This is a genomic window from Mycobacterium sp. URHB0044, assembly GCF_000620625.1.
Lineage (GTDB): Bacteria > Actinomycetota > Actinomycetes > Mycobacteriales > Mycobacteriaceae > Mycobacterium.
The window spans coordinates 157,405-179,768 of sequence record NZ_JIAW01000003.1 but is presented as its reverse complement, the minus strand read 5'-3'; the positions used below and the strand labels follow the sequence as shown (position 1 = coordinate 179,768).

Below are 22,364 nucleotides of genomic sequence, written 5' to 3'. Positions count from 1 at the left end.
GCGTTTGCCCTGCTCAGAGTGCTCCCGCTCGATATCATTCCGGCGTGCAGCTGGTGGAGCGGGGACAGGAGTTCCAGACGCTGTCCGCATGCGCCGACGACGCGCTCGCAGGCCGCGGCCAGCTCGTCGTCGTGTCCGGCGAGTCCGGTGCGGGCAAGACCGCCTTCATCGAGCAGTTCCTCGCCGACCGGGCTGGAAGTGCCCGTGTGCTGTCGGCGATGTGCGATCCGCTGGACACGCCACGACCGCTCGGACCCGTCTACGACATCGCCGGCGCGTTGACCGAGGACGCGCGCCGGGCCATGCGCGAGGCCGAACACCCCTACGACATCTACGACGCAGTGCTCGCCGACCTGGCCGTAGCACCGACGATCCTCGTCATCGACGATCTGCACTGGGCCGATCAGGGCACGATCGATCTTTTGCGCTTCGTCCTGCGCCGGATCCACCGCAGGCCGCTGCTGGTCGTCGGGATGGCGCGCGGCGAGGAGGTGGGCGTGGCCCACCCACTTCGGATGCTGCTCGCCGACGTCGCCCGATCGGGAAACGCCCGGCTAGTGGGGCTGCAACCGCTGAGCGTGGAGGGCATCAAAGAACTCGCCGCCGATCGCGCGATCGACGCGGAGTGGCTGCACCGAATCACCGGGGGCAACGCATTCTTCGTCACCGAGATGCTCGACCACTCCGGCGGCGATCTGCCCACCACCGTGCGCGATGCGGTGCTCGGCCGGACGGTCGGGCTCGGGGAGGCCGAATGGGACGTGCTCAACCTGCTGAGCTGCTCGCCCGAGGCGATACCCGACTATCTGCTCACCCATCTGGGTGTGCCGCTGGCGCCGTTGCACCGTCTTCGCGATGCTCATCTGATCGGGAGGACCTCTCGCGGCGTCGCGTTTCGTCACGACCTGTGCCGGTTGGCCGTCGCCAGTGTGCTGCCTCCCGGCGCGGAGCCGGCACTGCACCTGCGCATGATGGCCGCCTACGACGAGGCCGGCCGCACAGACCCCGCGGTCATGACCCACCACGCGCTCGGAGCCGGTGATCAACGGCGGCTCCGGCACGCGGCCATCGAGGCGGGTCGCGCCTCCGCGCGGTCGGGCGCGCACCGACAGGCGGCCGAGTTCTACCGAATCGCAATGGAATCCGGCGGTGACCTGTCTCCGGACGCCGAAGCCGAACTTCTCGAGCTCGTCGCGGCGGAGTACTACCTGACTGACCAGCTCGACAACGCCATCGACGCGTGCCGGCGGGCGCTCGCCATTCGCAAGCTGACCGGTGCGGTGGCCGAGCTGAGTGCCGATCACCACTCGCTGGCCGTCTACGACTGGTACAACGCGGATCGCCGAGGCGCCGAGGAACATGCTCGTCATGCCGTCACCGTGGTCGACGGCGACTCGGTGCACCCTTCTGCATTGGCTTCACTGGGTCATGCGTTTGCGATGCAGGCTTACCTCGCAATGCAATCCAACGATCTGCAGCGCGCGCAGTCGATGCTGGCACATGCCAGAGAGATCGCCGCGGCGGCAGGCGACCCGGCGTTGAGCGTTCGCGTCGAGATCATCGAAGGCATCTGCTCGGTGATCGCCGGCGAGGAGCGGGGCCGGGCGACGGTGCTCGAACTCATGCGGTCGGCCCCCAAGCATCTCGACGAGATCTACTCCAGCGGCTACAGCAACCTGACCTATCTCGACGTCGAGCAGCGCCGCCTGGCCGACGCGGCCGAGCTGTTGAACATCACGATCCCGATGACGTGGGAGCGGGATCTGCCGATCTGCCGAGTGTGGCAACTCGGTGCTCGCGGTCGGTTGAGCCTGCTCAGTGGCGACTGGGACGACGCACTCGCCGACGCGGTGTCGGTGCTCGAAACGCCTACCGCGCCACTGGCGCGCACCTGGCCGCACGCGATCCGCGGCTTGATCATGTTGCGCCGCAACGGGGATGATGCCGGCGAGTTGACGCAGGCATGGACCCTGGCGCGCCGCTACGGCGAACCGGTCCGGGTGCTGCCCGTTGCGGCTGCACTCGTCGAACGCGCCTGGCTCGCCAACACCGGCGACGCCGGTCTCGCGGAGTACGAAGGGCTCCTCGCCGAGGCGTCGGGACCCGGTCTGGAATGGGCGCGCGGTGAGTTGGCCATGTGGCTGAGACGGCTCGACGGAAGCGTGGACGCCGACGGTCTCGCGACGCCGTACCGGCTCTACCTCGACGGCGACATCGCCTCAGCAGCAGCGGAATTCGAGCGCATCGGCTCGGTGTACGAAGCAGCCATCGCGCTCACCGAGGCCGGCGGCGACATCAACGCCCGCCGCGGGCTGGACATGCTCGACCGCATCGGCGCGACCGCGGTCGCCGACAAGATACGGCTCGACCTGCGCGCCGGCGGGATGAAGGGGGTGCCTGCCCGCCGCCGGACGACGACGCTGAGCAATCCTGCGGGCCTGACGAGGCGCCAGGTCGAAGTGCTGCGGCGCCTCGACGACGGGCTCACCAACGCCGAACTCGCCGCACAGCTGTATCTCTCCGCGAAGACGGTCGACCACCACGTGTCGGCGATTCTCGGCAAGTTGGCCGTCGCCAACCGGCGGGAGGCGGTCCGTCGCGGCCGGGAACTCGGCATCATCGCCTGAGCTCAGCGGTCGTCGGCCGACACCACGGACGTCACGCGGTGAATGGCGAACTCCCGCACCCGCCCGGAGGCGGGGTCGTAGGCGGTCAGCTGCCCGCCCCGCACGTTGACCGGCGCCACGACGCGTTGCGTGGCCACCCCTGCCGCGTCGACGTAGCCGATCACCACCGACGTCTGCTGCTGTGCGGCGTTCTGCAGTTCGGCCATCGCCTCGGCCGGATCCAGCCTGCCCGCGCCGAAGGGGGCGGCCGACACCTTGCGCAACACCGCGACGATGGCGCCGAGAGTCTGCGCATTGGGGGTGGGCGCCGGCCGGTAACTGCGGCGCCGACCGGGCGCGGGGACCCGCGAACCGCGGGGACGGATGTCGACGATCGCGCCCGACGAATCCTCCGCCGCGGGAACGAAACCCGCGCTGCGCAGCGCGGCCAGCATCTCGGCGATCGACCCCTGACACACGGCGACCGTCGGCGCCAGGACGCGCACCTCCAGTGCCTCCAATGCGGGCGCGGCGACGGCCTGAGCCAGCAGGGCAGGGTCCTCACACCGAACGAATGCAGAGGCCATGCCGACCCGCAGCTGGCCGTGCCGACGGGCGACGTCGTCGATGAGATACGTCAAGCCTTGGGGCACCGGTGTCTTGGAGTGCCGCGCGAAGAACGCGTGGACTTCGCTTGCCGTGCGACCGGTGTCCAACGCGTGCCGGATGGACTGCTCGCTGATGCGGTAGACCATCGCGGCGCCGGCCGATTCGACGGTGGCCACAGCCGACAACTGCTCGGCCAGCTCCCGCTCCAGCGGGCCGGGCACCACGACGGTGAGGTCGGCCTGCAGCAGGAAGTGGTCAATGGGCTTGGGCAGCGCCTTGGCCATCGCCGCGATGACGTCGTTCTCCGGGTCGCCGGCCAGCAGCTTCCGGATCGGGTTCGCCAGGGCACCCCGCCCGACCACGCCGAGGGCGTGCGCCTCGGTCAGGAGCGCGGCGACCGGTTTCGGTTGCAGGCGCGCCGCCCAGCGGGGCCGCCGCCAGACCAGGGCCCGCGACGCCGACGTCGCGTCCACCCCGTCGCCGGGCGCCAGGTCGGCCAGCGCCGACAGCAGCAGGCGACGGTCCAGCGGTGCCGCCGTCGAGTAGAGCGAATCCGAGAGTGCTGCATAGGGTTTCGCGTCGGGGCCGCGCTCGCCGACCAGTCCGGGCCTGGAGGGCAGATCCAGCCAGGTCGATGCCAACAGATGCCAACGGTTCGCCGTAGGTGACTCGATGAACCGGTCGGCGGACACCGTCGGCGCCCAGTACGGTCCGGTGCCGTCGAGGGGGTCCGGGTCCGGCATGCCCGACGCGATGAGCCCGGCCGCGGCGGCGACCTCCAGGATGAGCCCGAGCCGCTGGTCGTCGATGCCGGTGAGCTTGACCAGCCGCTTGACCTCGCGCACCCCGAGCCCGCCGCTGCGCAGTTCGGGGATCGGCGCATTGGAGAGCGTCTCGAGCACGACCTCGACCTCGCGGAGCAGATCGATTGCGGCTCCGGCGGCGACCGCGTCGACCTCGGCCGGCTTCGTCGTCGACACCACCGGGTTCGGCGGGGTGAGATCGATCGGGCCGGCTGACTCGCCGCGCATCACCTGCCCGACCAGACGCGGCAGGATCACGGTGTCGGCGTCCACCTGGCGCAGCAGGCCGGCCGCAAGCAGCCGCTGCACCGGCCGGTCCGCAGGCGTGCCGGGTGCCGCGTCGCGGGTGCGGCCGACCGGTGATCCGTCGACGAGGCGTTCCAGCAGTTCGCGTTGAGGCAGGTCGATGCCGTCCAGCAGCTCGCTCACCCGCGCCGCATCCAGGTCGGTGGCTTCGAGCGTGACCTGGCCCGGATACCAGGGCAGCCCGGCGGCGGCCTCGGCGGTGACCCGCACGGCGGCGTCGCCCCACACCAGCGCCCTGGCGCGCAGGTCGTCCAGCGCCTCGGTCAGCTGCTCCTCGGTGGCCCGATCGCCGATCATGGCGAACAACTTGGTCAGCGGAACCGGGGCGGTCTCGGCGTGCAGCAGCAGCAGGGCGTCGAGCACCGCCAGGCGAAGGAAGTCCAGGTCATCGGTGGCGGCCTTCACCGACTGCCGGGACTGCGCCCGGGCAGCCAGTGCGGCGATGGACCCCGGTGGGGGCTGGGTGAGGTCGGGCCGCGACTCCAACAATTGGACGAGCCGGTCGTCGGGCAGCTCGGCCAGCCAGGCACCCAGCGGGATGACGGCCAAGTCCCGGGTCGCGCCGCTCCTGCCCGCCGGAGGAGTCACATCGGTCATTACCGACCAGCGTAAGGCAGCCGCGGTGGGATATCGCCCGGTCGTTGCGCTCATGCCGACCGGTCTCGCCAGCGCTCGCGTTGCCTGCCACAATGTGGACGTGGCTGACAAGAAACCGCAGAAGAACCGTTACGTCGACAATGGCTGGCCCTCCGTCAACGGCGACGACGACCACGCGGTCAGCGAGCTGGCTACTGACCGCACCGGCGCACTGTCGCCGTTCGGCGAAGTGACGTTCCCGCTGCCGGCCGACGAACTGCCGTACACCCACCCGGTCACGGTCATCAACAAGTAGCCGTGACGGCACGACCAGATCGGCTGTCGCACCTGGACGATGCAGGCGCGGCGCACATGGTCGACGTCACCGGCAAGGACGCCACCAAACGCACCGCGGTGGCCGTGGGCACGTTGAAGACCCGCGCCGACGTGATCGAGTTGATCGCCACCGGCGGGTTGCCCAAGGGTGACGCTCTGGCCACCGCGCGGGTGGCCGGCATCCTCGCGGCCAAGCGGACCAGCGACCTCATCCCGCTGTGTCACCAGCTGGCGCTCACCGGCGTCGACGTCGAATTCGACGTGGGTACAACGGATGTCGGCATCACCGCGACCGTGCGCACCACGGACCGCACCGGCGTGGAGATGGAGGCGCTGACGGCGGTCAGCGTGGCGGCGCTGACGCTCTACGACATGCTCAAGGCCGTCGACCCCGCCGCCACCATCGAGGGCATCCAGGTGATGCGCAAGGAGGGCGGCAAGACGGGCGCCTGGTCGCGCTCGTGATGACCGCCTGCGCGAAGAACCAAACGCGATGACCCGCTCGGCACGCGTGATCATCGCCTCCACCCGCGCGTCGGCAGGCGTCTACGAGGACCGCACCGGCCCCGTCATCGTCGACTGGCTGACGCAGCGCGGCTACGACGTGACGCCCCCGGTCGTCGTGCCCGACGGTCTCGCGGTGAGCCGGGCACTGTTCGCTGCGGTCGGCGATAAGGTCGACATCATCCTCACGTCGGGCGGCACCGGCATATCACCGACCGACGGCACCGCCGACGCAACCGCCAACATCGTCGACTATCAGATCCCGGGCCTGGCCGACGCGATCCGGCGGTCCGGGCTGCCGCACGTGCCCACGTCCGTGCTGTCGCGCGGCGTGTGCGGCGTGCGGGACGGCACGTTGATCGTCAACCTCCCCGGGTCACCCGGAGGCGTCAAGGACGGTCTGGGCGTGCTCGACGGCGTGCTCGAGCATGCCCTGGACCAACTCAGCGGAAGGGATCACACGCGATGACGGCAGACGTGGTGCGCGTCGCACTCAGCGAGGACGTGATCGAGCTCGTCGAGCACGAGGCGTTGGTCGGACACCGGGCCGCCGGCGCGGTGGTCGGGTTCGCCGGTGTGGTCCGCGATCACGACGGTGGACGGCACGTCACGCGGCTCGAGTACTCGGCCCATCCGACGGCCGAGCAGACCCTCATCGACGTGGCCGACGAAATCGCCCGCGGCTGTTCGGGTGTGCGTGCGATCGCAGTCAGCCACCGCATCGGCACGCTGCACATCGGTGACGCCGCACTGGTCGCCGCGGTCGCCGCCGACCACAGGCAGGCCGCGTTCGAGACGTGTGCACTGCTCGTGGACACGGTCAAGGCGCGGCTACCTGTGTGGAAGCACCAATTCTTCGGCGACGGATCCGAGGAGTGGGTCGGATCCGCATGACCCGGCGCTGACTACGCGCCGGGAGGCGGAGGAAGCAGCGGCGCGGGTGCGGGCGGCAACGGCGCAGCAGGAGGCGGCGGGGCCGCCGGATCGCCCGGGCTGATCGGAACGTTCGGGCCTGGAGCCTGATCCGGGTACGGCGTGTTCATCCCGCGCTGGGCCAGGCCCAGCAGCAAGGCTTCCTTGCCGCTGATGTCCTGGTTCTGCACGGCGTGGAACAGGTCCTTCAGGTAGCTCACGTTGGGGCTCTCGACGCCAGCGGCGTTCGGGTCCAACGTCGAGCCGGGGGGCAGGGCCTCCGGGCTGGCGAGGTGCGGGATGCCGTCGGGCGGCGTCGGCAGCTGACCCGAGATCGCCTGGTTGGCGGCGTCGTAGGCGGGGGCCGGGACGTTGACGGCGTTCAGCGGTGCCAGCGGATCGGGCGCGGGTGCGGGCGGAGGTACCGGCGCTGCGGGGTCCGGGGGCATGGGCGGAAGCACCGGATCGAGCGCAAGGTCGCCTGCGTGCAGCGCCCAGGCCTGCGGCTGGTCGACCGGAGCCGGACCACCATCGACGACGTCCCAGTTCGCGGCCTCGACCACGGGCGGCGGCGGTGCATCGGGGGCGGGCGCGTCGATCGGCAGCGGGGCATCGACTGGCGGGGGTGCGTCGATCGGGAGCGTGGCATCGACGGGCACGATCTGCTCCGGCGGAGGCGGAGGCATGTCGGGCGCGGGCGGGGGAGGCGGTGCCTCGGGAAGAGGTGCGTCCAGTGGCACGACGTTCTCCGGCGGAGCCGGCGGGGCGATCGGGTCGACCGGGGGTGCGGCGAAGACGTCGAACGGCGGCGGAGGCGGCAGCTCACCGTTCACGTCGGGATTGTCGAGCGGCTGGGGCTGGGGGGCGTCGGCGAGCACGTTGCGCGGCGTGGAGGCCGACAGGCCCCGTCCGCACACCGGCCATGCGCCGCGGCCCTGGGAGGCCAGCACGCGCTCCGCGACCGCGATCTGCTCGTCCTTGGTGGCCAGGTGCGCGGCGGGTGCGTATTCACCGCCACCGTGCGACGACCACGTGCTCTGCGAGAACTGCAGGCCACCCTGATATCCGTTGCCGGTGTTGATGGCCCAGTTGTTGCCTGATTCGCAGCGGGCGACCTGATCCCATTCGCCGTCCGTGGCGGCCCCGGCCTGCCCGGCGAGGGCAAGGCTTCCGCCACCGATCACGGCGCCCGTGAAGGCGATCTTCGCGACGTTTACTGCCGATGTAGTGGGCTTGCGATGCCGTCCACTCATAGGTGCAAAAAGTCCTCTCGTTTACGCCTGCGAGGTCAGCTGTCGGGTTCGGGTTGGAGAGGCCACCCGGCCGAAACCGCTTGTGACGGCGAATTCGGCTTCACCCCAAGGAGCCGAAGCTCCTGGTCCTGCTATCTCGGTGGACCGGTTGGGTCCCCCGCCTCCATCCGACTTGTCGGTTTCTGCTGGCGCCCAATGGATGGAATTCGGCGTTATCGGGCACAGCGGGCCACCCGATTAAGGTCGTGTGGCTTGGGTCCTGACCGTAACGGGTACACCGTTTCTCGTCACCTTTTGCCGAGGTCAGCGTTTCGGCGGCCGGCAAATCTTGAGAGAACGTTAAAAGGGCAGGACGCCGCCGGGTTTACCTAGGTGTTTGCGAAGGTGAACAACGGTTGGGACAGTTTGTGACCGTTTCGTTATGTGACGCAAATCACGATCATCCGCCGGCGAAGGGCGGTAAGACATCGATGGTTTCGTTTGTTCGTAGCCGCTCGGCACGGTTGCGCACCGCGACGCCGTCACGCAAAAACGAACACCGATCCAGCACCGAAGCCAGCGCCGGACTGCGCGCACCCAGCTGTTCGACGAGATCCTTAACCGACGTGCCCTCGGCGACGCCGAGCGTCTCCGCCTCCGTGCCCGCCGCCGCCCGCGCGGCCGCGAAGTAACGGACGTGCAGCTGTACTTCGGTCACGTCAGCCGCCGATCGCGCTCATCGGTCGGTCCGGCTGGATGAAGTCGGGGTCGTTGATGCCGTGCCCGGCCGGCTTGGCCCACATCGCCGCCCGCCAGGCGCCCTCGAGCGCGTCGTCGCTCGCGCCAGTGCGCAGCAGCTGCCTCAGGTCGCTCTCCTCGCGGGAGAACAGGCAACTGCGGATCTGACCGTCGGCGGTCAGCCGGGTCCGGTCGCAGGCGCCGCAGAACGCGTCGGACACGGACGCGATGACGCCGACGGTGGCCGCGGTGCCATCGACCCGCCACAGTTGCGCGGGCGCCGATCCGCGCGGCTCGGAATCTGGCTGTAGGTCGAAGTTCCGGCGCAGCGTGGTCAGGATGGCGTCGGCTCCGACGGTCTGGTCGCGCTGCCAGTGATGGCCGGCGTCCAGCGGCATCTGTTCGATGATGCGCAGCTGGTATCCGTGCTCCAGGCAGAAACGCAGCAGCGGCACGGCGTCGTCCAGGCCCGTGACAGGATCCAGCACCGCGTTCACCTTCACGGGCGTGAGGCCCGCCTCGGCGGCGGCGGCCAGACCGGCGAGCACGTCGGGAAGCCGGTCGCGCCGGGTGATGTGGGCGAAGCGTGCGGCGTCGACGGTGTCCAGCGACACGTTCACGCGGTCCAGCCCGGCCGCCTTCAGTCCCGCTGCGCGGCGCGCGAGGCCAATTCCGTTGGTGGTCATCGCGATTTCGGGTCGTGGCCTTAGTGCGGCTGCCGCTGCCACCACCTCGTCGAGGTGCCGTGACACCAGCGGTTCTCCACCGGTGAAGCGGACGCTGGTGATGCCGAGTCTGGTGACGGCGATGCCCAACAACCGCGCGAGTTCGGACGCGCTGAGCAGGTCGTCGCCCGGCAGCCAGTTCAGTCCCTCGGCGGGCATGCAGTAGGTGCAGCGCAGATTGCACCGATCGGTCAGCGACACCCGCAGGTCCGTCGCGGCGCGGCCGAAGGTGTCGACGAGGGGACCGGTGCTCGGCGCGGCCGACACCACCGCCCGCCGCATCGACGGCAGGCCGAGATCGGTGGCCGTCATCCCGGTACTCCCACCCGGCCATCGGCCATGTCGTTGGGCACGATCTCCTTGCCCAGCGGTAGTAGCGAGACGGGGATCAGCTTGAGGTTCGCCAGCGCCAGCGGGATGCCGATGATCGTGATCGCCATCGCGATGGCGGTGATCACGTGCCCGATCGCCAGCCAGATGCCGAACAAGATCAGCCAGATGACGTTGCCGATCAGCGCGCCGGGACGGGCGCCCGGCTTGTCGACGACGGTGTAGCCGAACGGCCACAGCGCGTACAGGCCAATGCGGAACGCGGCGAAGCCAAACGGAATGGTGACGATGAGAATGAAGCAGATGATCCCGGCGATGAAGTAGCCCAACGCCAGCCATAGACCGCCGAAGATCAACCAGATGATGTTCAGTATCAGGCGCATTTCCCCTCCAGCGGTTCTTCCAGACTACCGAGTGCCGCCCGCACCGGGCGTGCGGGAGTATTGAAGTGCTCGGTCGGGAGGGGGCCGAGTAGGATCATGGCATTCGCGTCCTGCGCAGGCGGGACGCTTTCATTATGTAACCGGGTTATTTGCGAGACGAGCGGGTGAGGACAGTGCCGACCGGCAGGGTTAAGTGGTACAACGCCGACAAGGGCTATGGCTTTCTCTCCCAAGAGGAGGGCGAGGACGTCTACGTCGGGTCCTCGGCGTTGCCCTCAGGGGTGGAGGAGCTCAAGGCCGGTCAGAAGGTCGAGTTCGGCATCGCTGCGGGACGACGGGGTCCGCAGGCGTTGAGCCTCAAGGTGATCGAACCACCGCCGAGCCTGGCCAAGACGCGTCGCGAAGCCACCACCGTCGAGCACAAGCACACGCCCGACGAGCTCCACGGCATGGTCGAGGACATGATCACCCTGCTGGAGGGCGCCGTGCAGCCCGAGCTGCGCAAGGGCAAGTACCCGGACCGCAAGACCGCCCGCCGGGTGTCCGAGGTGGTCAAGGCCGTCGCGCGGGAACTCGACGCCTAACTCGTTTGGGTTCCATCGCCGAGAGTGCAGTTGTGCTCGACGGATCGCTGAAACTTCGCGCACTACTTCACATTCGGCGGTTCGTAGCCGGCCGCCAGTAGCGCAGCTCGGGTGCGGGCCACGATCGTCGTCCGGCGATATCGGAGCATGTCCGAGCTGACGCGGATGATCCGCCAGCCCAGTTCCTCGAACTCGGCGATCCGGTCGATGTCGCGCCTGCGCTGAACGGGGTCGTCCCAGTGCTGAATGCCGTCATACTCGACGCCGACCAGCCACTCGATCCATCCCATGTCGATTCGCCCGATCAGGTCTGCGTACTGGTTGTAGACCTCGATCTGCGTTTGCTTCGGGCGCAGACCGGCGGAGGTGAGGAGCAGGCGGGTCCGGGTCTCCTGCGGAGATTCCGCGCCCGCATCGGCCAAGTCGATCGCGGTGCGCAGTTGAACGATTCCGCGGGCGCCGGCGTGACACGCTGCGAGCTGCTCGATGGCGGGCTTCCTGAGGCGGGTGGCCTGCATGAGCGCGTCCAGCCGGATGACGGCGGCGGTCGTCCCTCGGCGCCGGCCCAGGTCGAATGCCGTCCGTGCCGGCGTGGTGGCCGGCACGCCGTTGACGAGGCATGACTCGTCGTCGGCCAACCTGTCACCGTGCAGGACAATGCCTTCGGTCGGGTGCCGGCTGGTGTGGATCAACTCAGCGGGCAGTTTCTCGTTGATCCACTTCGAACCGTGCAGCGCCGCGGCGGACAATCCTGCCGCCGTCGCCTGCCGACCCGACCACAGCCATGCCGCCAGCGCCTTGTCCTTCGCCGTCAGTTGGGCACCACGCGGAACGTAGACGTTGCGGTGAACCGCGGTGTATCGGGTCGACAGTTGGTACCGGTTGACCGTCCCGGCCGCGACGGCTTCGGTGCCGAGGAATGGCAGCATCCCCATAGGACGGCGCAGGTCGCCGGTTGGTTCCATCGCCGAGAGTGCAGTTGTGCTCGAAGATCGTTTGGGATCTCGCGCACATCTTCGCGCTCGGCGGGGAAGAATCTAGGTGTGGCTTCCTACGTGAACCCCAAGGGCGACTTCAACCGCGACACCGACTACATCACCACCCGCATCACGGCCGACGGTCGCGACGGTTACCCGGTCGAGCCCGGGCGCTACCGCCTCGTCGTTGCGCGGGCGTGCCCGTGGGCCAACCGGGCGATCATCGTGCGTCGGCTGCTGGGCCTGGAAGACGTTCTGTCCATAGGCTTTTGCGGCCCGACGCATGACCAGCGCAGCTGGACCTTCGATCTCGACCCGGGCGGCGTCGACCCCGTGCTGAAGATTCCGCGGCTGCAGGACGCCTACTTCAAGCGGTTCCCCGACTATCCGAAGGGCATCACCGTCCCGGCGATCGTCGACGTGCCGACGGGCGAGGTCGTGACGAACGACTTCGCCCAGATCACGCTGGACCTTTCGACCGAGTGGACGGCGCATCACCGGGACGGCGCGCCGCAGCTCTACCCGGAAGCCCTGCGCGCCGAGATCGACGAGGTGGCCAAGCGCATCTACACCGAGGTCAACAACGGCGTGTACCGCTGCGGGTTCGCAGGCTCCCAGGACGCCTACGACGCGGCCTACGACCGGCTGTTCACCGCACTGGACTGGCTGACCGAGCGGCTGAGCGGGCAACGATATCTGGTGGGCGACACCATCACCGAAGCCGACGTCCGCCTGTTCACCACGCTGGCGCGCTTCGATCCCGTCTATCACGGGCACTTCAAGTGCAACCGGTCCAAGCTCGACGAGATGCCGGTGTTGTGGGCGTACGCGCGGGACCTGTTCCAGACGCCGGGGTTCGGCGACACCGTCGACTTCGTGCAGATCAAGCAGCACTACTACATCGTGCACATCGACATCAATCCGACGCGGATCGTGCCGAAGGGTCCCGACCTGTCCGGCTGGCTGACACCGCACGGCCGGGAAGCGTTGGGCGGCAGGCCCTTTGGCGACGGCTCACCGCCCGGGCCGCCTCGCGAAGGCGAGCGTGTGCCCGCCGGGCACGGAGCCTAGGACCAGACCGTTCGCACCGACCACTCGGCGTGCGGCCATGGGAACTCGTTGTTCTGCTCGTCGCGGACCAACGTCGGTAGTTGCACTGCGATGCCGGTCAGTCTGCCGCGGCGCGGGTCGACGGTGGGGATGGTCACCGCCAGCTTGCTGTCGGGCCGGAACTCCTCGACCACGCTGTCGCCCGAATCCTCGTACGCGCGCAACAAGATCCAGGGCGCCCGCGAGATCGACGGCGGCACGGACAACTGCACCGGGTCGCGGGACGTGACGACGAGTTCGCCGATGGTTTCCGGGACGTCGCACTGCGTGATCTGAAAGACGTCGCAGTACCGGTACGGCCCCACCCGCACCAACTGACCATGCGTGTACGCGCTGATCTCCGGATGCTCGGGCACGGGGTCACGGGTCAGTCGCCAGATCAGCAGCGCCGTGGCGGCCGACGCCACCACCGCGACGGTCACCAGCACCGCCAGCAGCTTCTTCACTCGCGCGCCACCGCCGCCGAGTCGTGCACGGCGCCCTCCTGCTCCGCGAAGACCGGCCGGTTGCCGCCGAAGCCCGGGATCAGCGAGTCGCCGTTGTAGCTCACCAACGTCTGCGCCAGGCCGAGGATCAGCACGGCGCTGATGGCCGTGAACCCGATCCACAGATCGGTGTAGACCAGGACGCCCGTTGCGCCGCCCGCCACCCAGCCCAGTTGCAGCAGTGACTCCGATCGGCCGAACGCCGACGCCCGCGACTCCTCGGGTAGGTCGTCCTGCAGCGAGGCGTCGAGTGATGCCTTCGCGACCGCGCTCGACCCCGATGCCACCAGGGTCGCGAACGCCGCCACCAGAAGGTTGCCGGTGACTGCGGTGGCCACCGCAACGGCGGTCACCGCGATGGTGGCTCGCACCACCAACTGTGCGGGATGCCCGAGTTTCAGCCGGGCGCTGGCGAAGTTGCCTGCGAAGTTGCCGATCGCCGCCGCGGCGCCGATCAACCCGAGGATGCGCAATTGTTCCCAGCCGCTCGCGTCGTGCGACTTGGCGACGAACGCCGGATAGAGGAACAGGAAGCCGATCATGACCTTGATGGTGCAGTTGCCCCACAGCGAGGTAATGATGTTGCGCCCCAACGGTTGTCGGGCCGGCTTCTCGGACTTCGGGTTGGGCAACCGGCCGAACTGCTCGGTCGGGCCGTGATAGGTGAGGGTGGTGGGCACCTCACCCTCGGTGACCTCAACCCACTTCGGGATGCGCATCGAGAGCACCGCACCGCCCACGGTGACGGCGACGACGACGTACAGGGCGCCGGGAATGTGGAGCATGTTGAACAGGTACTCCACCCCCGCCGCGATGGCGCCGCCGAGCATGGTGCCGCCGAGGAGGCCGAACACGGTGAGCCGGGAGTTGACCCGGACCAGGTCGATGGTCGGCGGCAGCACGCGGGGCGTCATCGCGCTGCGCAGCACGCTGAACGACTTCGAGAGCACCATCATGCCCAGCGCGCACGGGTAGAGCACCCATGGCGGGAAGCTGCCGTTGTCGCCGTCGTAGTTGGCGATCAACACGACGGCGAGCACGGTGCGTGCCACGAACGACGTCGCCAGTGCCACCCGGCGGCCATGCTGCAACCGGTCCAGCGCCGGACCGATCAATGGGGCGATCACGGCGAACGGCGCGATCGTGATCAGCAGGTACAACGCCACCTTGCTCTTGCTCTCGCCGGAGGCGGCCGCGAAGAACAGCGTGTTGGCCAGCGCAACGGCCATCGCCGCGTCGACGGCGAAGTTGGCCATCACCGGCCAGGTCAGCGCCGTCAGCCCGGACTTGTCGGCGCCGTCGGCGGTAGCCGCCCGGTGGACGAGGCCGTACATCTTCGAGCCCATCTCGCGGCTACGTTGCGCCGCGGCGCGGGTGACGGTCACCTTTTCGCCTGCCGCCGCACCGGCGCCGGGCGGCGGCGCGTATCGGTCGCCCCGGCCCTGGGTGGCCTGCGTCTCGTCCAGCGGGGGCAGCCAGCGGTTGGCGCTCGGCCCCTGCGGATTGCGCGGCGTCCGGCGCGGATATCCGGCGGGGTCGCTCGGGTAGTTGGCCATGCCGGGATGCTCGCCGGAGTCGGCCGGCGGTCGCGGCGGATAGTAGCGAGGGTCCCTCGGGTCCCCGGCGTTGCCGGGGTTACGACGCGATCCGCTCACGCTCCCGATTCTTCCCCATCGCCACGACAGCTGCCCGTAGGGCGACCGGTGTGGCTTTGCCCAGGAGTTGTCAGGCAGTATTGGTGCCGATGGACAGCACTATCGAAGCCGCCGAGCACGACGCCGCGGTCTCCCCGCCGGATGGGCGGGCAGATCTCGCGACGGTGCTGAAGGGTGCCGTGGAGCTGGCTCGCGCCGCGATCGTCGAGCACAGCGGGCCCGACGTGGTCGGCGAGTACCTGGGTGCCGGCTTCGACGACCCCACCGCCGCGACCCACCGATTCCTGGCGACCATGCCCGGATATCAGGGCTGGCAGTGGGCAGTGGTCGTGGCGGCCTATCCCGGCGCCGACCACGCCACGATCAGCGAAGTGGTCCTGGTGCCAGGGCCGACGGCGCTGCTAGCGCCGCAGTGGGTGCCCTGGGAAGACCGCGTCCAGCCGGGTGACCTGAGCCCAGGCGATCTGCTGTCCCCACCCTCCAACGACCCGCGGCTGGTGCCGGGTTTCTTGTCCTCGGGCGATCCCGAGCTCGACGAGGTCGCCGGCGAGGTCGGCTTCGGCCGCCGCCAGGTGCTCAGCCTGTGGGGTCGAGTCGAGGCCGCGCAGCGCTGGTTCGACGGCGACTTCGGGCCAGGGTCGGCGATGGCCCGCGCCACCAAGCGGGTGTGCCGGGACTGCGCCTTCTATCTGCCGTTGAGGGGATCGCTTGGCCGCGCCTTCGGGGTGTGCGCCAACGAGATGTCGGCGGATGGCCGCGTGGTGGCCGACGAGTACGGCTGCGGTGCCCATTCGGACACGCCCGCGCCCGCGGGTATCGGGTCGCCAGAGTTCGACCCCTTCGACGACGGCGTCCTCGACGTCGTCGACGTGGCGCCGACGGCCGAGCCCGTCGAATCCGCGGATGCCGTCGAGGCGGCAGCCGAGCCCGACGAATCCGAGGCGGAAGCCGAGCCCGTGGCGGCCGCGGCCCCCGAGGCGGAGAGCCCGGCAGAAGCCATCGAAGCCCTCGAGCCCGTGGAGCCGACGGAGTCGGCGGAACTCACCGAGCCCGTCGAGCCAGATCCCGTCGAGCCAGAGACGGCCGCACCGGACCCCGAGCCCATCGAGCCGGAGACCGTCGCACAGGAGCCCTTCGAGCCAGAACCCGCGGGGTCGGACGACTAATCGGCTTCGGCGGCCGCCTTGATGCGTGCCAGCGAGTCATTCATCCCGTCGACCAGTTCCCGCTCGAAGCTGGGCACGCCACCGAACAGGGTGCTCACCACGAAGTTCGACGTCGGCTTCACACCGTTCTCGGCATGCCGGCTCTCGACGACGCGGGTGCCGGTGTCGGTGGGTTCGAGTTCGTAAGCCCACACGGTGTTGTTCTCGTTCACGCGGAAGGCCAGCTTCCGTTCCGGGATGACCTCGGTGATCTGGGACGTGGTCGGCCAGACCATGTGATTGCGCCGGTTGAGGTTGACGGTCTTGGTGCCCTGCCGCAATGGACCGAACGCCTTCATCAGTCGGCACTGCGGGCTCCAGCGCGGCATGAGGCGTAGGTCGGAGATCAGCGCCCACACCTTCGCCGGTGGCGCGTCGATGTCGATCTGCGCTTGCAACAACGGTTCCGCCACTACGCCTCCGTCGGTCAGTTGAGTCCGGTCTGCGCGCCACGGGAGCCGCGCCGCACCGCGCGACGCTGCCACAGGAAGATGAACGTGCCAAGTACTCCCACGCCGAGACCCGCCACCGCGACCGGCCGCCAGTCGTGCAAGCCGGGGACCGTGAAGGCGAGGATGAAGGCGATCAGCCAGGCCGTGGCGATGGCGATGATCACCGGCACGGGGCGCAGCAGTGCCTGCGGCAGCGGCGGTGGCTCCGGCGCGTCGTGGCCGGGCTCGGGCGTGGTCTCGGCCATCGCGGACAAACGTACTCGACCGACCCGCACCCTGGCACGGCCCCGGAATGTTGTTCGTCCGTGCCGCATCCGGTAGGCGTATCGGTACTCTTTGCTCGTGAACGACGCCGACGCCGACGCACGTCTGGCCAGCGACTTGTCGTTGGCCGTGGTGCGGCTCGCACGGCAATTGCGCTTCCGCCGACCCGACTCGCCGGTGTCGTTGTGTCAGTTGTCCGCGCTGGCCACACTCGCCAAGGAGGGCCCCATGACGCCGGGCGCGCTGGCGGTGCGGGAACGCGTGCGTCCGCCGTCGATGACGCGGGTCATCGCCTCGTTGGGCGAAATCGGCTTCGTCGACCGCTGTCCGCACCCCGACGACGGCAGACAGGTGTTGGTGTCGGTATCGGCGAAGGGCGGCGAGCTCATCGAGGCGGAACGCCGCGCCAGCCGGGAATGGCTGCAGCAGCGCCTTGCCCAATTGCCGCCCGACGACCGAAGCACGCTGCTGCGCGCGGCTGATCTGATGTTGGCCATAGTCGACGAATGACCGTCGTCGTCCGCGTCGAGGATGTCGCCGATTCGCGACTCGATGACTTCCGCGACCTCAACAGCATCGATCGCAGACCCGATCTGCCCACGGGCAAGGGCCTGGTGATCGCCGAGGGCGTCCTCGTCGTGCAACGCATGCTGGCTTCACGGTTCAAGGCGCGCGCGTTCCTGGGGACCGAGCGTCGCCTCGCGGAGCTCAAGGCCGATCTGGTGCACACCGACGCCCCGTTCTACGTGGCGAGCCCCGAGTTGATGGCGAACGTCGTCGGCTTTCACCTCAACCGTGGCGTGCTGGCGGCGGCACCGCGGCCGGGGGAGTTGTCGGTGCCCGAGGTGCTCGAGACGGCGCGCACCGTCGCCGTCCTCGAGGGCGTGAACGACCACGAGAACCTCGGCTCGATCTTCCGCAACGCCGCCGGACTCGACGTCGACGCGGTGGTCTTCGGCAGCGGATGCGCCGATCCGCTGTATCGGCGAGCGGTGCGGGTGTCGATGGGGCACGCGTTGTTGGTGCCGTACGCCTGGTCGTCGAGTTGGCCCGGCGATCTGGAATTGTTGCGTGACAAGGGTTTCCGGCTTTTGGCCATGACGCCCGATCCGGCGGCCAGTGCGTTGGCCGAGGCGATGCCCACGTTGGCCGATGAGCGGGTGGCTGTCCTCGTCGGCGCCGAGGGGCCCGGTCTGACCGAGCGGGCGATGCGGGCCAGCGATGTCCGGGTGCGGATTCCGATGTCACGGGACACCGACTCGCTGAACGTCGCGACGGCCGCGGCCTTGGCGTTCTACGAGCGGGCACGGCGGGCAGGAGCGTAGCGACAAGGGGAGATGGGTTGCGCGCTAGATTGGCCACGTGACTGACGAGGCGACGCCATGGGGGACGGGACTGACGGTGGCAGGCTTCGTCGCCGCGGTGACGGCGGCGGCGATCATCGTGTTGAGCCTGGGCCTGACTCGCGTGCATCCGTTGTTGGCGGTCGGACTCAACCTGGTGGCGGTCGGTGGATTGGCGCCGACGGTCTGGGGCTGGCGGTCGCGGCCGGTGTGGCGATGGTTCGTGCTGGGCAGCGGAGTCGGCGTGGCCGCGGGATGGTTGACGCTGCTCGGGATGGCCCTTGGGGCGTAACGCGTTTCGCGGTTACGGCTGAGTGGCGGAACGGACGCCCAGCAGGACGTCCTCCCAACCGGGCACCTCGGGCTTGCGCTTGCGGGCCCGTGCCGGCTTGGTCGGCGCGGGTGGCGGCTCCGGCGCCGGGGCCGGCTCGGGGGTGACGATCGGTGGCAGCGGCTCGGCGAAGTCGAGCTCGGGCACCGGCGCGACGGATCGCAGAGCCGGCCGTCCGAAGTTCGGGTCGATGAGCTCGGCTGCGGAGTCGTCGAACGGCGTTGCGGTGCCGCCGTGCGCACCAGGGGTGAAGCGGAAGTGCGCGACGTTCTCGGACCGGCCGGCCTTCCACGTCAGCTGTACGGTCCAGCGGCCGTCCTCGTTGCGCCAGGCATCCCACCCGGTGGCCTCGGGATCGAGGCCGCGCGACACCAGCGCGGTGGTCACGGTCTCAAGGAGCGTCAGAACCGACGGACCGTCGGCCAGCACGGGATGTGCGGCGGTCGCGAGCTCTGCGGCACGCGACCGCTCCAACAGCACGGGGTGGGCAAAGCGTTCGACGCGGGCCAGGTCGACCCCGGCCGCAGAGGCTACCTGCTCGACGGAAGCACCCGCGCGGATACGGGCTTGAATGTCCTTGGGGCGCAGCACAGTTGGAACCTCGTCCTCGATCTGGATTTTGCTGGGTCCTGCACTGTCACCGCGCAACGCAGCGTGCAATCGTTCGTCGGGACGCAGAACGAACTTGTCACCGGAGTCGGCCGTTTCGCAGATGATGCGTTTGCCGTCGACGTCCAAGCCGACGACCTTGAGTTCCCGCATTACGACCTCCTCCCGGCCGCCGGACGTAGCACGGCTCAACGCGTCACCCTACTGCGTTATCGACCCGTAACCCGGCTGACACGCGGGCTATCCCTCGAGGTGCTCGACCACCCAATCGACGCACGCGGTCAGGGCGCTGACGTCGTCCGGGTCGACCGCGGGGAACATGGCGACCCGGAGTTGGTTGCGGCCGAGTTTGCGGTACGGCTCGGTGTCGACGATGCCGTTGGCCCGCAGTTCCTTGGCCACCGCGGCCGCATCGACGGAGTCGGCGAAGTCGATGGTGCCGACCACCTGCGACCGCAGCGCGGGATCGGTGACGAACGGCGTGGTGTACGACGTCGCCTCGGCCCACGAATACAGCCGCTGCGACGAGTCGGCGGTCCGCTTGACGGCCCAGTCCAGCCCGCCGTTGCCGAGCAACCAGTCGAGCTGCTCGGCGAGCAGCACCAGGGTCCCGATGGCCGGTGTGTTGTACGTCTGATTCTTCAGGCTGTTGTCGATCGCGATGGGCAGCGACAGGAAGTCGGGCACCCAGCGGCCGGACGCGGCGATCGCGTCGACCCGCGCCAGCGCTGCCGGGCTCATGAGCGCCAACCACAGCCCGCCGTCGGCGGCGAAGTTCTTCTGCGGCGCGAAGTAGTAGACGTCGGTGTCGGCGACGTCGACCGGCAGCCCACCCGCTGCCGACGTGGCATCGATGACCACCAGTGCGTCGCCGTCCGGCCGTTGCACGGGCACCGCGACGCCGGTCGACGTCTCGTTGTGCGCCCAGGCGACCACGTCGACGGACGGATCGGATTGCGGCTGCGGCGCGCTACCGGGATCGGCCTTCACGATGATCGGATCGCCGACGAACGGGTTGGCCGCCACCGCCGAGGCGAACTTGGCGCTGAACTCGCCGAAGGTCAGGTGCAGCGAGCGCTTGTCGATCAGCCCGAATGCGGCGGCGTCCCAGAACGCGGTCGAGCCGCCGTTGCCGAGGATGACCTCGTAGCCGTCGGGTGGGGAGAACAGCTGCCGGACGCCGTCACGCACGCGGCCGACGAGGTCCTTGATCGGCGCCTGCCGGTGCGACGTGCCGAACAGGTGGCCTGCGGCGGCCAGGGCCTGCAGCTGCTCGGGTCGCACCTTCGACGGGCCGGAGCCGAAGCGGCCGTCCTTCGGCTTGAGGTCGGCGGGAATCGTGAGCGACATGCCGCCCAGCGTAATGACCCGCGAAATCGTGCAGATCAGTTGGTCAGGATGCGGGCGCCGTCGCGGGTGAGCGCGACGGTGTGCTCGCTGTGGGCGGCGCGCGCGCCGGTGGCCGTCCGCAGCGTCCAGCCGTCCCTGTCGTGCTTGTAGTCGTCGGTCCCGTCGGCGATCAGCATCGGCTCGATCGCGATGACCAGACCGGGCCGCAGCTTCATGCCCTTGCCCGGCGCGCCTTCGTTGGGCACGTGCGGATCCTCGTGCATGGTGCGCCCGATGCCGTGACCGCCGTGGTGGGAGAGCATGCCGTAGCCCGCGCCCCTCGCCACCTTCTCGATGGCATGGCCGACGTCGCCGAGGGTGTTGCCGACACGGACCGCGGCGATGCCGGCAGCGAGCGCCGCGTCGGTCGCCGCGATCAGCGCGGCGTCCTCGGGGCGCGGCGTGCCGACGATGAAGCTGCGGGCGGCGTCACCACACCAGCCGCGCAGGACGGCGCCGAAGTCCACCGAGACCAGGTCGCCGTCGGCCAGGATTTCGCCCGTCGGGACGCCGTGGACGACGGCGTCGTTGACGCTCGTGCAGAGCACCGCGGGGAAGGGCGACGGCGCCCAGTCCGGGTGGTAGTTGAGGAAGGGTGACGTGGCGCCGTGCTTGGCGAGCACGGCCGCAGCAACCTCGTCGAGCTCGGCTGTGGTGCGCCCCGGCTGGGCGTGCTCGATGATGGCGCGCAGGGCTTCGGCCACTACAGCGCCAGCGGCAGCCATGGCTTCGATCTCGGATTCGCTCTTCAACTCGACCATTCGGAAGCCCTTCTGGCAAACGGAGAAATCCAGCCTGGCATTTATGCGATACCTGCGGTACCGTTGTACATCAAGCCGGTCAATGTAAACCTCATGGGAGGGTTCGAATGGCTCGCACGAAGATGATTAGGCGTTGGCGTCGCAACATGGACGTGCTGGACGATGCCGGGTACGTGGACACGCTGACCACACTGTCCGAGGGGTCTGTGCGGCGCAACTTCAATCCGTACACCGACATCGACTGGGATTCGCCGGAGTTCGCCGTGACCGACGGAGACGAGCGGTGGATCCTGCCCGCGACCGATCCGCTGGGTCGTCATCCGTGGTATCAGTCGCAGCCGGTCGATCGTCAGATCGAGATCGGCATGTGGCGCCAAGCCAACGTCGCCAAGGTCGGTTTGCACTTCGAGTCGATCCTGATCCGCGGCCTGATGGAGTACTCCTTCTGGACGCCGAACGGCTCGCCGGAGTATCGGTACTGCCTGCACGAGGCGGTCGAAGAGTGCAACCACACCATGATGTTCCAGGAGATGGTGAACCGCATCGGCGTCGACGTGCCGGGCATGCCGCGGCTGCTGAAGTGGGTGCAGCCGTTGATCCCGCTGGTCGCCGGTCCGCTGCCGATCCCGTTCTGGTTCGGCATCCTCGCGGGCGAGGAACCGATCGACCACACGCAGAAGAACGTGCTGCGCGAGGGCAAGTCGCTGCATCCGATCATGGAACGGGTGATGGCCATCCACGTCGCCGAGGAGGCTCGCCACATCTCGTTCGCGCACGAGTACCTGCGCAAGCGGATTCCGCACCTGCCGCGACGCAAGCGGTTCTGGTTGTCGCTCTACGTTCCGCTGACGATGCGGATCCTGTGTTCGGCGATCATCGTTCCGCCACGCGCGTTCTGGAAGGAATTCGACATCCCCCGCTCGGTGCGCAAGGAAGTGTTCTTCCGCTCGCCAGAGTCACGGCAGATGCTGCGCGACATGTTCGGCGACGTCCGGATGCTGTGCCACGACACGGGTTTGATGAATCCGGTCGCCAAGCTGATCTGGCGGATCTGCAAGATCGACGGCAAGCCCAGCCGGTTCCGCAGCGAACCGCAGCGTCAACACGTCGTCGCCGCCGCGTAACGGGGATCGGCCGAC

At 69.0% G+C, this 22,364-nt stretch carries 25 protein-coding genes and 1 riboswitch; of the genes, 12 read left to right on the top strand and 13 right to left on the bottom strand.

What is annotated here, in order from left to right; genetic code table 11:
• Positions 1 to 44: 44 nt before the first annotated feature.
• On the top strand, positions 45 to 2,627 hold the full coding sequence (locus N536_RS0107555; RefSeq protein WP_036435744.1) for an AAA family ATPase: 2,583 nt from the start codon (positions 45 to 47) through the stop codon (positions 2,625 to 2,627).
• A 2-nt stretch (positions 2,628 to 2,629) separates the two neighbouring features.
• Here N536_RS0107555 and N536_RS0107550 read toward each other — a convergent pair whose 3' ends face one another.
• On the bottom strand, positions 2,630 to 4,921 hold the full coding sequence (locus N536_RS0107550; protein WP_036435742.1) for a helicase-associated domain-containing protein: 2,292 nt from the start codon (positions 4,919 to 4,921) through the stop codon (positions 2,630 to 2,632).
• Positions 4,922 to 5,021: 100 nt separating this feature from the next.
• Here N536_RS0107550 and N536_RS37710 point away from each other — a divergent pair, with 100 nt between their 5' ends.
• From N536_RS37710 to N536_RS0107530, 4 genes are read left to right on the top strand one after another with little or no spacing between them, the layout of a single operon-like run.
• Positions 5,022 to 5,216, top strand: a complete 195-nt coding sequence (locus N536_RS37710) for a hypothetical protein (RefSeq protein WP_029113056.1) — start codon at positions 5,022 to 5,024, stop codon at positions 5,214 to 5,216.
• 2 nt (positions 5,217 to 5,218) lie between these two features.
• Positions 5,219 to 5,701 carry a cyclic pyranopterin monophosphate synthase MoaC gene (gene moaC, locus N536_RS0107540; protein WP_029113055.1) on the top strand — a complete coding sequence of 161 codons (483 nt, stop codon included), beginning with the start codon at positions 5,219 to 5,221 and terminating at the stop codon, positions 5,699 to 5,701.
• A 28-nt stretch (positions 5,702 to 5,729) separates the two neighbouring features.
• Positions 5,730 to 6,209 carry a molybdenum cofactor biosynthesis protein B gene (locus N536_RS0107535; RefSeq protein ID WP_029113054.1) on the top strand — a complete coding sequence of 160 codons (480 nt, stop codon included), beginning with the start codon at positions 5,730 to 5,732 and terminating at the stop codon, positions 6,207 to 6,209.
• On the top strand, positions 6,206 to 6,634 hold the full coding sequence (locus tag N536_RS0107530) for a molybdenum cofactor biosynthesis protein MoaE (RefSeq protein WP_029113053.1): 429 nt from the start codon (positions 6,206 to 6,208) through the stop codon (positions 6,632 to 6,634). Before N536_RS0107535 ends, N536_RS0107530 begins: the two co-directional genes overlap by 4 nt.
• An 11-nt stretch (positions 6,635 to 6,645) precedes the next feature.
• On the opposite strand, the gene N536_RS0107525 is transcribed toward N536_RS0107530, so the two are convergent.
• From N536_RS0107525 to N536_RS0107510, 4 genes are all read right to left on the bottom strand, one after another.
• Entirely contained in the window at positions 6,646 to 7,905 is a 1,260-nt protein-coding gene (locus tag N536_RS0107525) for a transglycosylase family protein (RefSeq protein WP_029113052.1), read from the bottom strand.
• A 9-nt stretch (positions 7,906 to 7,914) separates the two neighbouring features.
• Positions 7,915 to 8,127, bottom strand: a riboswitch (cyclic di-AMP (ydaO/yuaA leader).
• A gap of 217 nt (positions 8,128 to 8,344) precedes the next feature.
• Entirely contained in the window at positions 8,345 to 8,602 is a 258-nt protein-coding gene (locus tag N536_RS0107520; RefSeq protein WP_029113051.1) for a MoaD/ThiS family protein, read from the bottom strand.
• Position 8,603: 1 nt separating this feature from the next.
• The gene (moaA, locus tag N536_RS0107515) at positions 8,604 to 9,659 is read right to left on the bottom strand and encodes a GTP 3',8-cyclase MoaA (RefSeq protein ID WP_029113050.1); all 1,056 of its coding nucleotides are present in this window, start codon (positions 9,657 to 9,659) and stop codon (positions 8,604 to 8,606) included.
• On the bottom strand, positions 9,656 to 10,060 hold the full coding sequence (locus tag N536_RS0107510) for a YccF domain-containing protein (RefSeq protein WP_029113049.1): 405 nt from the start codon (positions 10,058 to 10,060) through the stop codon (positions 9,656 to 9,658). The genes moaA and N536_RS0107510 overlap by 4 nt, the downstream gene beginning before the upstream one ends.
• A gap of 173 nt (positions 10,061 to 10,233) precedes the next feature.
• On the opposite strand from N536_RS0107510, the gene N536_RS0107505 reads away from it, so the two are divergent.
• Positions 10,234 to 10,644 (top strand): cold-shock protein, encoded by a 411-nt coding sequence (locus tag N536_RS0107505; RefSeq protein WP_029113048.1) that lies wholly within the window; start codon positions 10,234 to 10,236, stop codon positions 10,642 to 10,644.
• A 62-nt stretch (positions 10,645 to 10,706) separates the two neighbouring features.
• Here the strand turns inward: N536_RS0107505 and N536_RS0107500 are convergent, their stop codons facing one another.
• Positions 10,707 to 11,573: an endonuclease domain-containing protein gene (locus N536_RS0107500; protein ID WP_036435847.1), complete on the bottom strand. Its 867-nt coding sequence runs from the start codon at positions 11,571 to 11,573 to the stop codon at positions 10,707 to 10,709.
• A gap of 114 nt (positions 11,574 to 11,687) precedes the next feature.
• Here N536_RS0107500 and N536_RS0107495 point away from each other — a divergent pair, with 114 nt between their 5' ends.
• A complete protein-coding gene (locus N536_RS0107495; protein WP_029113046.1) occupies positions 11,688 to 12,692 on the top strand; it encodes a glutathione S-transferase family protein in 1,005 nt (334 codons plus the stop codon).
• On the opposite strand, the gene N536_RS0107490 is transcribed toward N536_RS0107495, so the two are convergent.
• Together N536_RS0107490 and N536_RS0107485 are read right to left on the bottom strand one after the other, a co-directional pair.
• Positions 12,689 to 13,177 carry a DUF2771 domain-containing protein gene (locus tag N536_RS0107490; protein WP_029113045.1) on the bottom strand — a complete coding sequence of 163 codons (489 nt, stop codon included), beginning with the start codon at positions 13,175 to 13,177 and terminating at the stop codon, positions 12,689 to 12,691. The genes N536_RS0107495 and N536_RS0107490 overlap by 4 nt on opposite strands.
• Complete coding sequence (locus N536_RS0107485) at positions 13,174 to 14,772, bottom strand: MFS transporter (protein WP_155948509.1); 1,599 nt, start codon at positions 14,770 to 14,772, stop codon at positions 13,174 to 13,176. Before N536_RS0107485 ends, N536_RS0107490 begins: the two co-directional genes overlap by 4 nt.
• A gap of 188 nt (positions 14,773 to 14,960) precedes the next feature.
• On the opposite strand from N536_RS0107485, the gene N536_RS37705 reads away from it, so the two are divergent.
• Complete coding sequence (locus N536_RS37705) at positions 14,961 to 16,037, top strand: DUF3027 domain-containing protein (RefSeq protein WP_081809092.1); 1,077 nt, start codon at positions 14,961 to 14,963, stop codon at positions 16,035 to 16,037.
• Here N536_RS37705 and N536_RS0107475 read toward each other — a convergent pair.
• Together N536_RS0107475 and N536_RS0107470 are read right to left on the bottom strand one after the other, a co-directional pair.
• Positions 16,034 to 16,489 carry an SRPBCC family protein gene (locus N536_RS0107475; protein WP_029113043.1) on the bottom strand — a complete coding sequence of 152 codons (456 nt, stop codon included), beginning with the start codon at positions 16,487 to 16,489 and terminating at the stop codon, positions 16,034 to 16,036. The two genes, N536_RS37705 and N536_RS0107475, sit on opposite strands and share 4 nt — an antisense overlap.
• Positions 16,490 to 16,503: 14 nt before the next feature.
• Positions 16,504 to 16,773: a DUF2530 domain-containing protein gene (locus N536_RS0107470; protein ID WP_029113042.1), complete on the bottom strand. Its 270-nt coding sequence runs from the start codon at positions 16,771 to 16,773 to the stop codon at positions 16,504 to 16,506.
• 97 nt (positions 16,774 to 16,870) lie between these two features.
• Between N536_RS0107470 and N536_RS0107465 the strand changes: the two genes are divergently transcribed.
• From N536_RS0107465 to N536_RS0107455, 3 genes are read left to right on the top strand one after another with little or no spacing between them, the layout of a single operon-like run.
• On the top strand, positions 16,871 to 17,302 hold the full coding sequence (locus N536_RS0107465; protein ID WP_029113041.1) for a MarR family winged helix-turn-helix transcriptional regulator: 432 nt from the start codon (positions 16,871 to 16,873) through the stop codon (positions 17,300 to 17,302).
• The gene (locus N536_RS0107460; protein WP_029113040.1) at positions 17,299 to 18,117 is read left to right on the top strand and encodes an RNA methyltransferase; all 819 of its coding nucleotides are present in this window, start codon (positions 17,299 to 17,301) and stop codon (positions 18,115 to 18,117) included. Before N536_RS0107465 ends, N536_RS0107460 begins: the two co-directional genes overlap by 4 nt.
• Before the next feature lie 37 nt (positions 18,118 to 18,154).
• Complete coding sequence (locus N536_RS0107455) at positions 18,155 to 18,427, top strand: DUF2537 domain-containing protein (protein ID WP_029113039.1); 273 nt, start codon at positions 18,155 to 18,157, stop codon at positions 18,425 to 18,427.
• 12 nt (positions 18,428 to 18,439) lie between these two features.
• Here N536_RS0107455 and sepH read toward each other — a convergent pair whose 3' ends face one another.
• From sepH to map, 3 genes are all read right to left on the bottom strand, one after another.
• A complete protein-coding gene (gene sepH, locus N536_RS0107450) occupies positions 18,440 to 19,228 on the bottom strand; it encodes a septation protein SepH (protein WP_029113038.1) in 789 nt (262 codons plus the stop codon).
• A gap of 87 nt (positions 19,229 to 19,315) precedes the next feature.
• The gene (gene serC / locus N536_RS0107445) at positions 19,316 to 20,425 is read right to left on the bottom strand and encodes a phosphoserine transaminase (RefSeq protein ID WP_036435739.1); all 1,110 of its coding nucleotides are present in this window, start codon (positions 20,423 to 20,425) and stop codon (positions 19,316 to 19,318) included.
• 35 nt (positions 20,426 to 20,460) lie between these two features.
• Complete coding sequence (gene map, locus N536_RS0107440) at positions 20,461 to 21,225, bottom strand: type I methionyl aminopeptidase (protein WP_029113036.1); 765 nt, start codon at positions 21,223 to 21,225, stop codon at positions 20,461 to 20,463.
• Positions 21,226 to 21,332: 107 nt separating this feature from the next.
• Here map and N536_RS0107435 point away from each other — a divergent pair, with 107 nt between their 5' ends.
• Complete coding sequence (locus tag N536_RS0107435; protein ID WP_029113035.1) at positions 21,333 to 22,349, top strand: diiron oxygenase; 1,017 nt, start codon at positions 21,333 to 21,335, stop codon at positions 22,347 to 22,349.
• Positions 22,350 to 22,364: the final 15 nt, after the last annotated feature.

Coding starts and splice junctions, on each gene's coding strand:
- N536_RS37705 (WP_081809092.1), top strand. CDS start 14,961: ATGGACAGCACTATCGAAGCCGCCGAGCACGACGCCGCGGTCTCCCCG.
- N536_RS0107460 (WP_029113040.1), top strand. CDS start 17,299: ATGACCGTCGTCGTCCGCGTCGAGGATGTCGCCGATTCGCGACTCGAT.
- map (WP_029113036.1), bottom strand. CDS start 21,225: ATGGTCGAGTTGAAGAGCGAATCCGAGATCGAAGCCATGGCTGCCGCT.
- N536_RS0107510 (WP_029113049.1), bottom strand. CDS start 10,060: ATGCGCCTGATACTGAACATCATCTGGTTGATCTTCGGCGGTCTATGG.
- N536_RS0107485 (WP_155948509.1), bottom strand. CDS start 14,772: ATGGCCAACTACCCGAGCGACCCCGCCGGATATCCGCGCCGGACGCCG.
- N536_RS0107500 (WP_036435847.1), bottom strand. CDS start 11,573: ATGCTGCCATTCCTCGGCACCGAAGCCGTCGCGGCCGGGACGGTCAAC.
- N536_RS0107470 (WP_029113042.1), bottom strand. CDS start 16,773: ATGGCCGAGACCACGCCCGAGCCCGGCCACGACGCGCCGGAGCCACCG.
- moaA (WP_029113050.1), bottom strand. CDS start 9,659: ATGACGGCCACCGATCTCGGCCTGCCGTCGATGCGGCGGGCGGTGGTG.
- sepH (WP_029113038.1), bottom strand. CDS start 19,228: ATGCGGGAACTCAAGGTCGTCGGCTTGGACGTCGACGGCAAACGCATC.
- N536_RS0107530 (WP_029113053.1), top strand. CDS start 6,206: ATGACGGCAGACGTGGTGCGCGTCGCACTCAGCGAGGACGTGATCGAG.
- N536_RS0107535 (WP_029113054.1), top strand. CDS start 5,730: ATGACCCGCTCGGCACGCGTGATCATCGCCTCCACCCGCGCGTCGGCA.
- N536_RS0107525 (WP_029113052.1), bottom strand. CDS start 7,905: ATGAGTGGACGGCATCGCAAGCCCACTACATCGGCAGTAAACGTCGCG.
- N536_RS0107550 (WP_036435742.1), bottom strand. CDS start 4,921: ATGACCGATGTGACTCCTCCGGCGGGCAGGAGCGGCGCGACCCGGGAC.
- N536_RS0107435 (WP_029113035.1), top strand. CDS start 21,333: ATGGCTCGCACGAAGATGATTAGGCGTTGGCGTCGCAACATGGACGTG.
- serC (WP_036435739.1), bottom strand. CDS start 20,425: ATGTCGCTCACGATTCCCGCCGACCTCAAGCCGAAGGACGGCCGCTTC.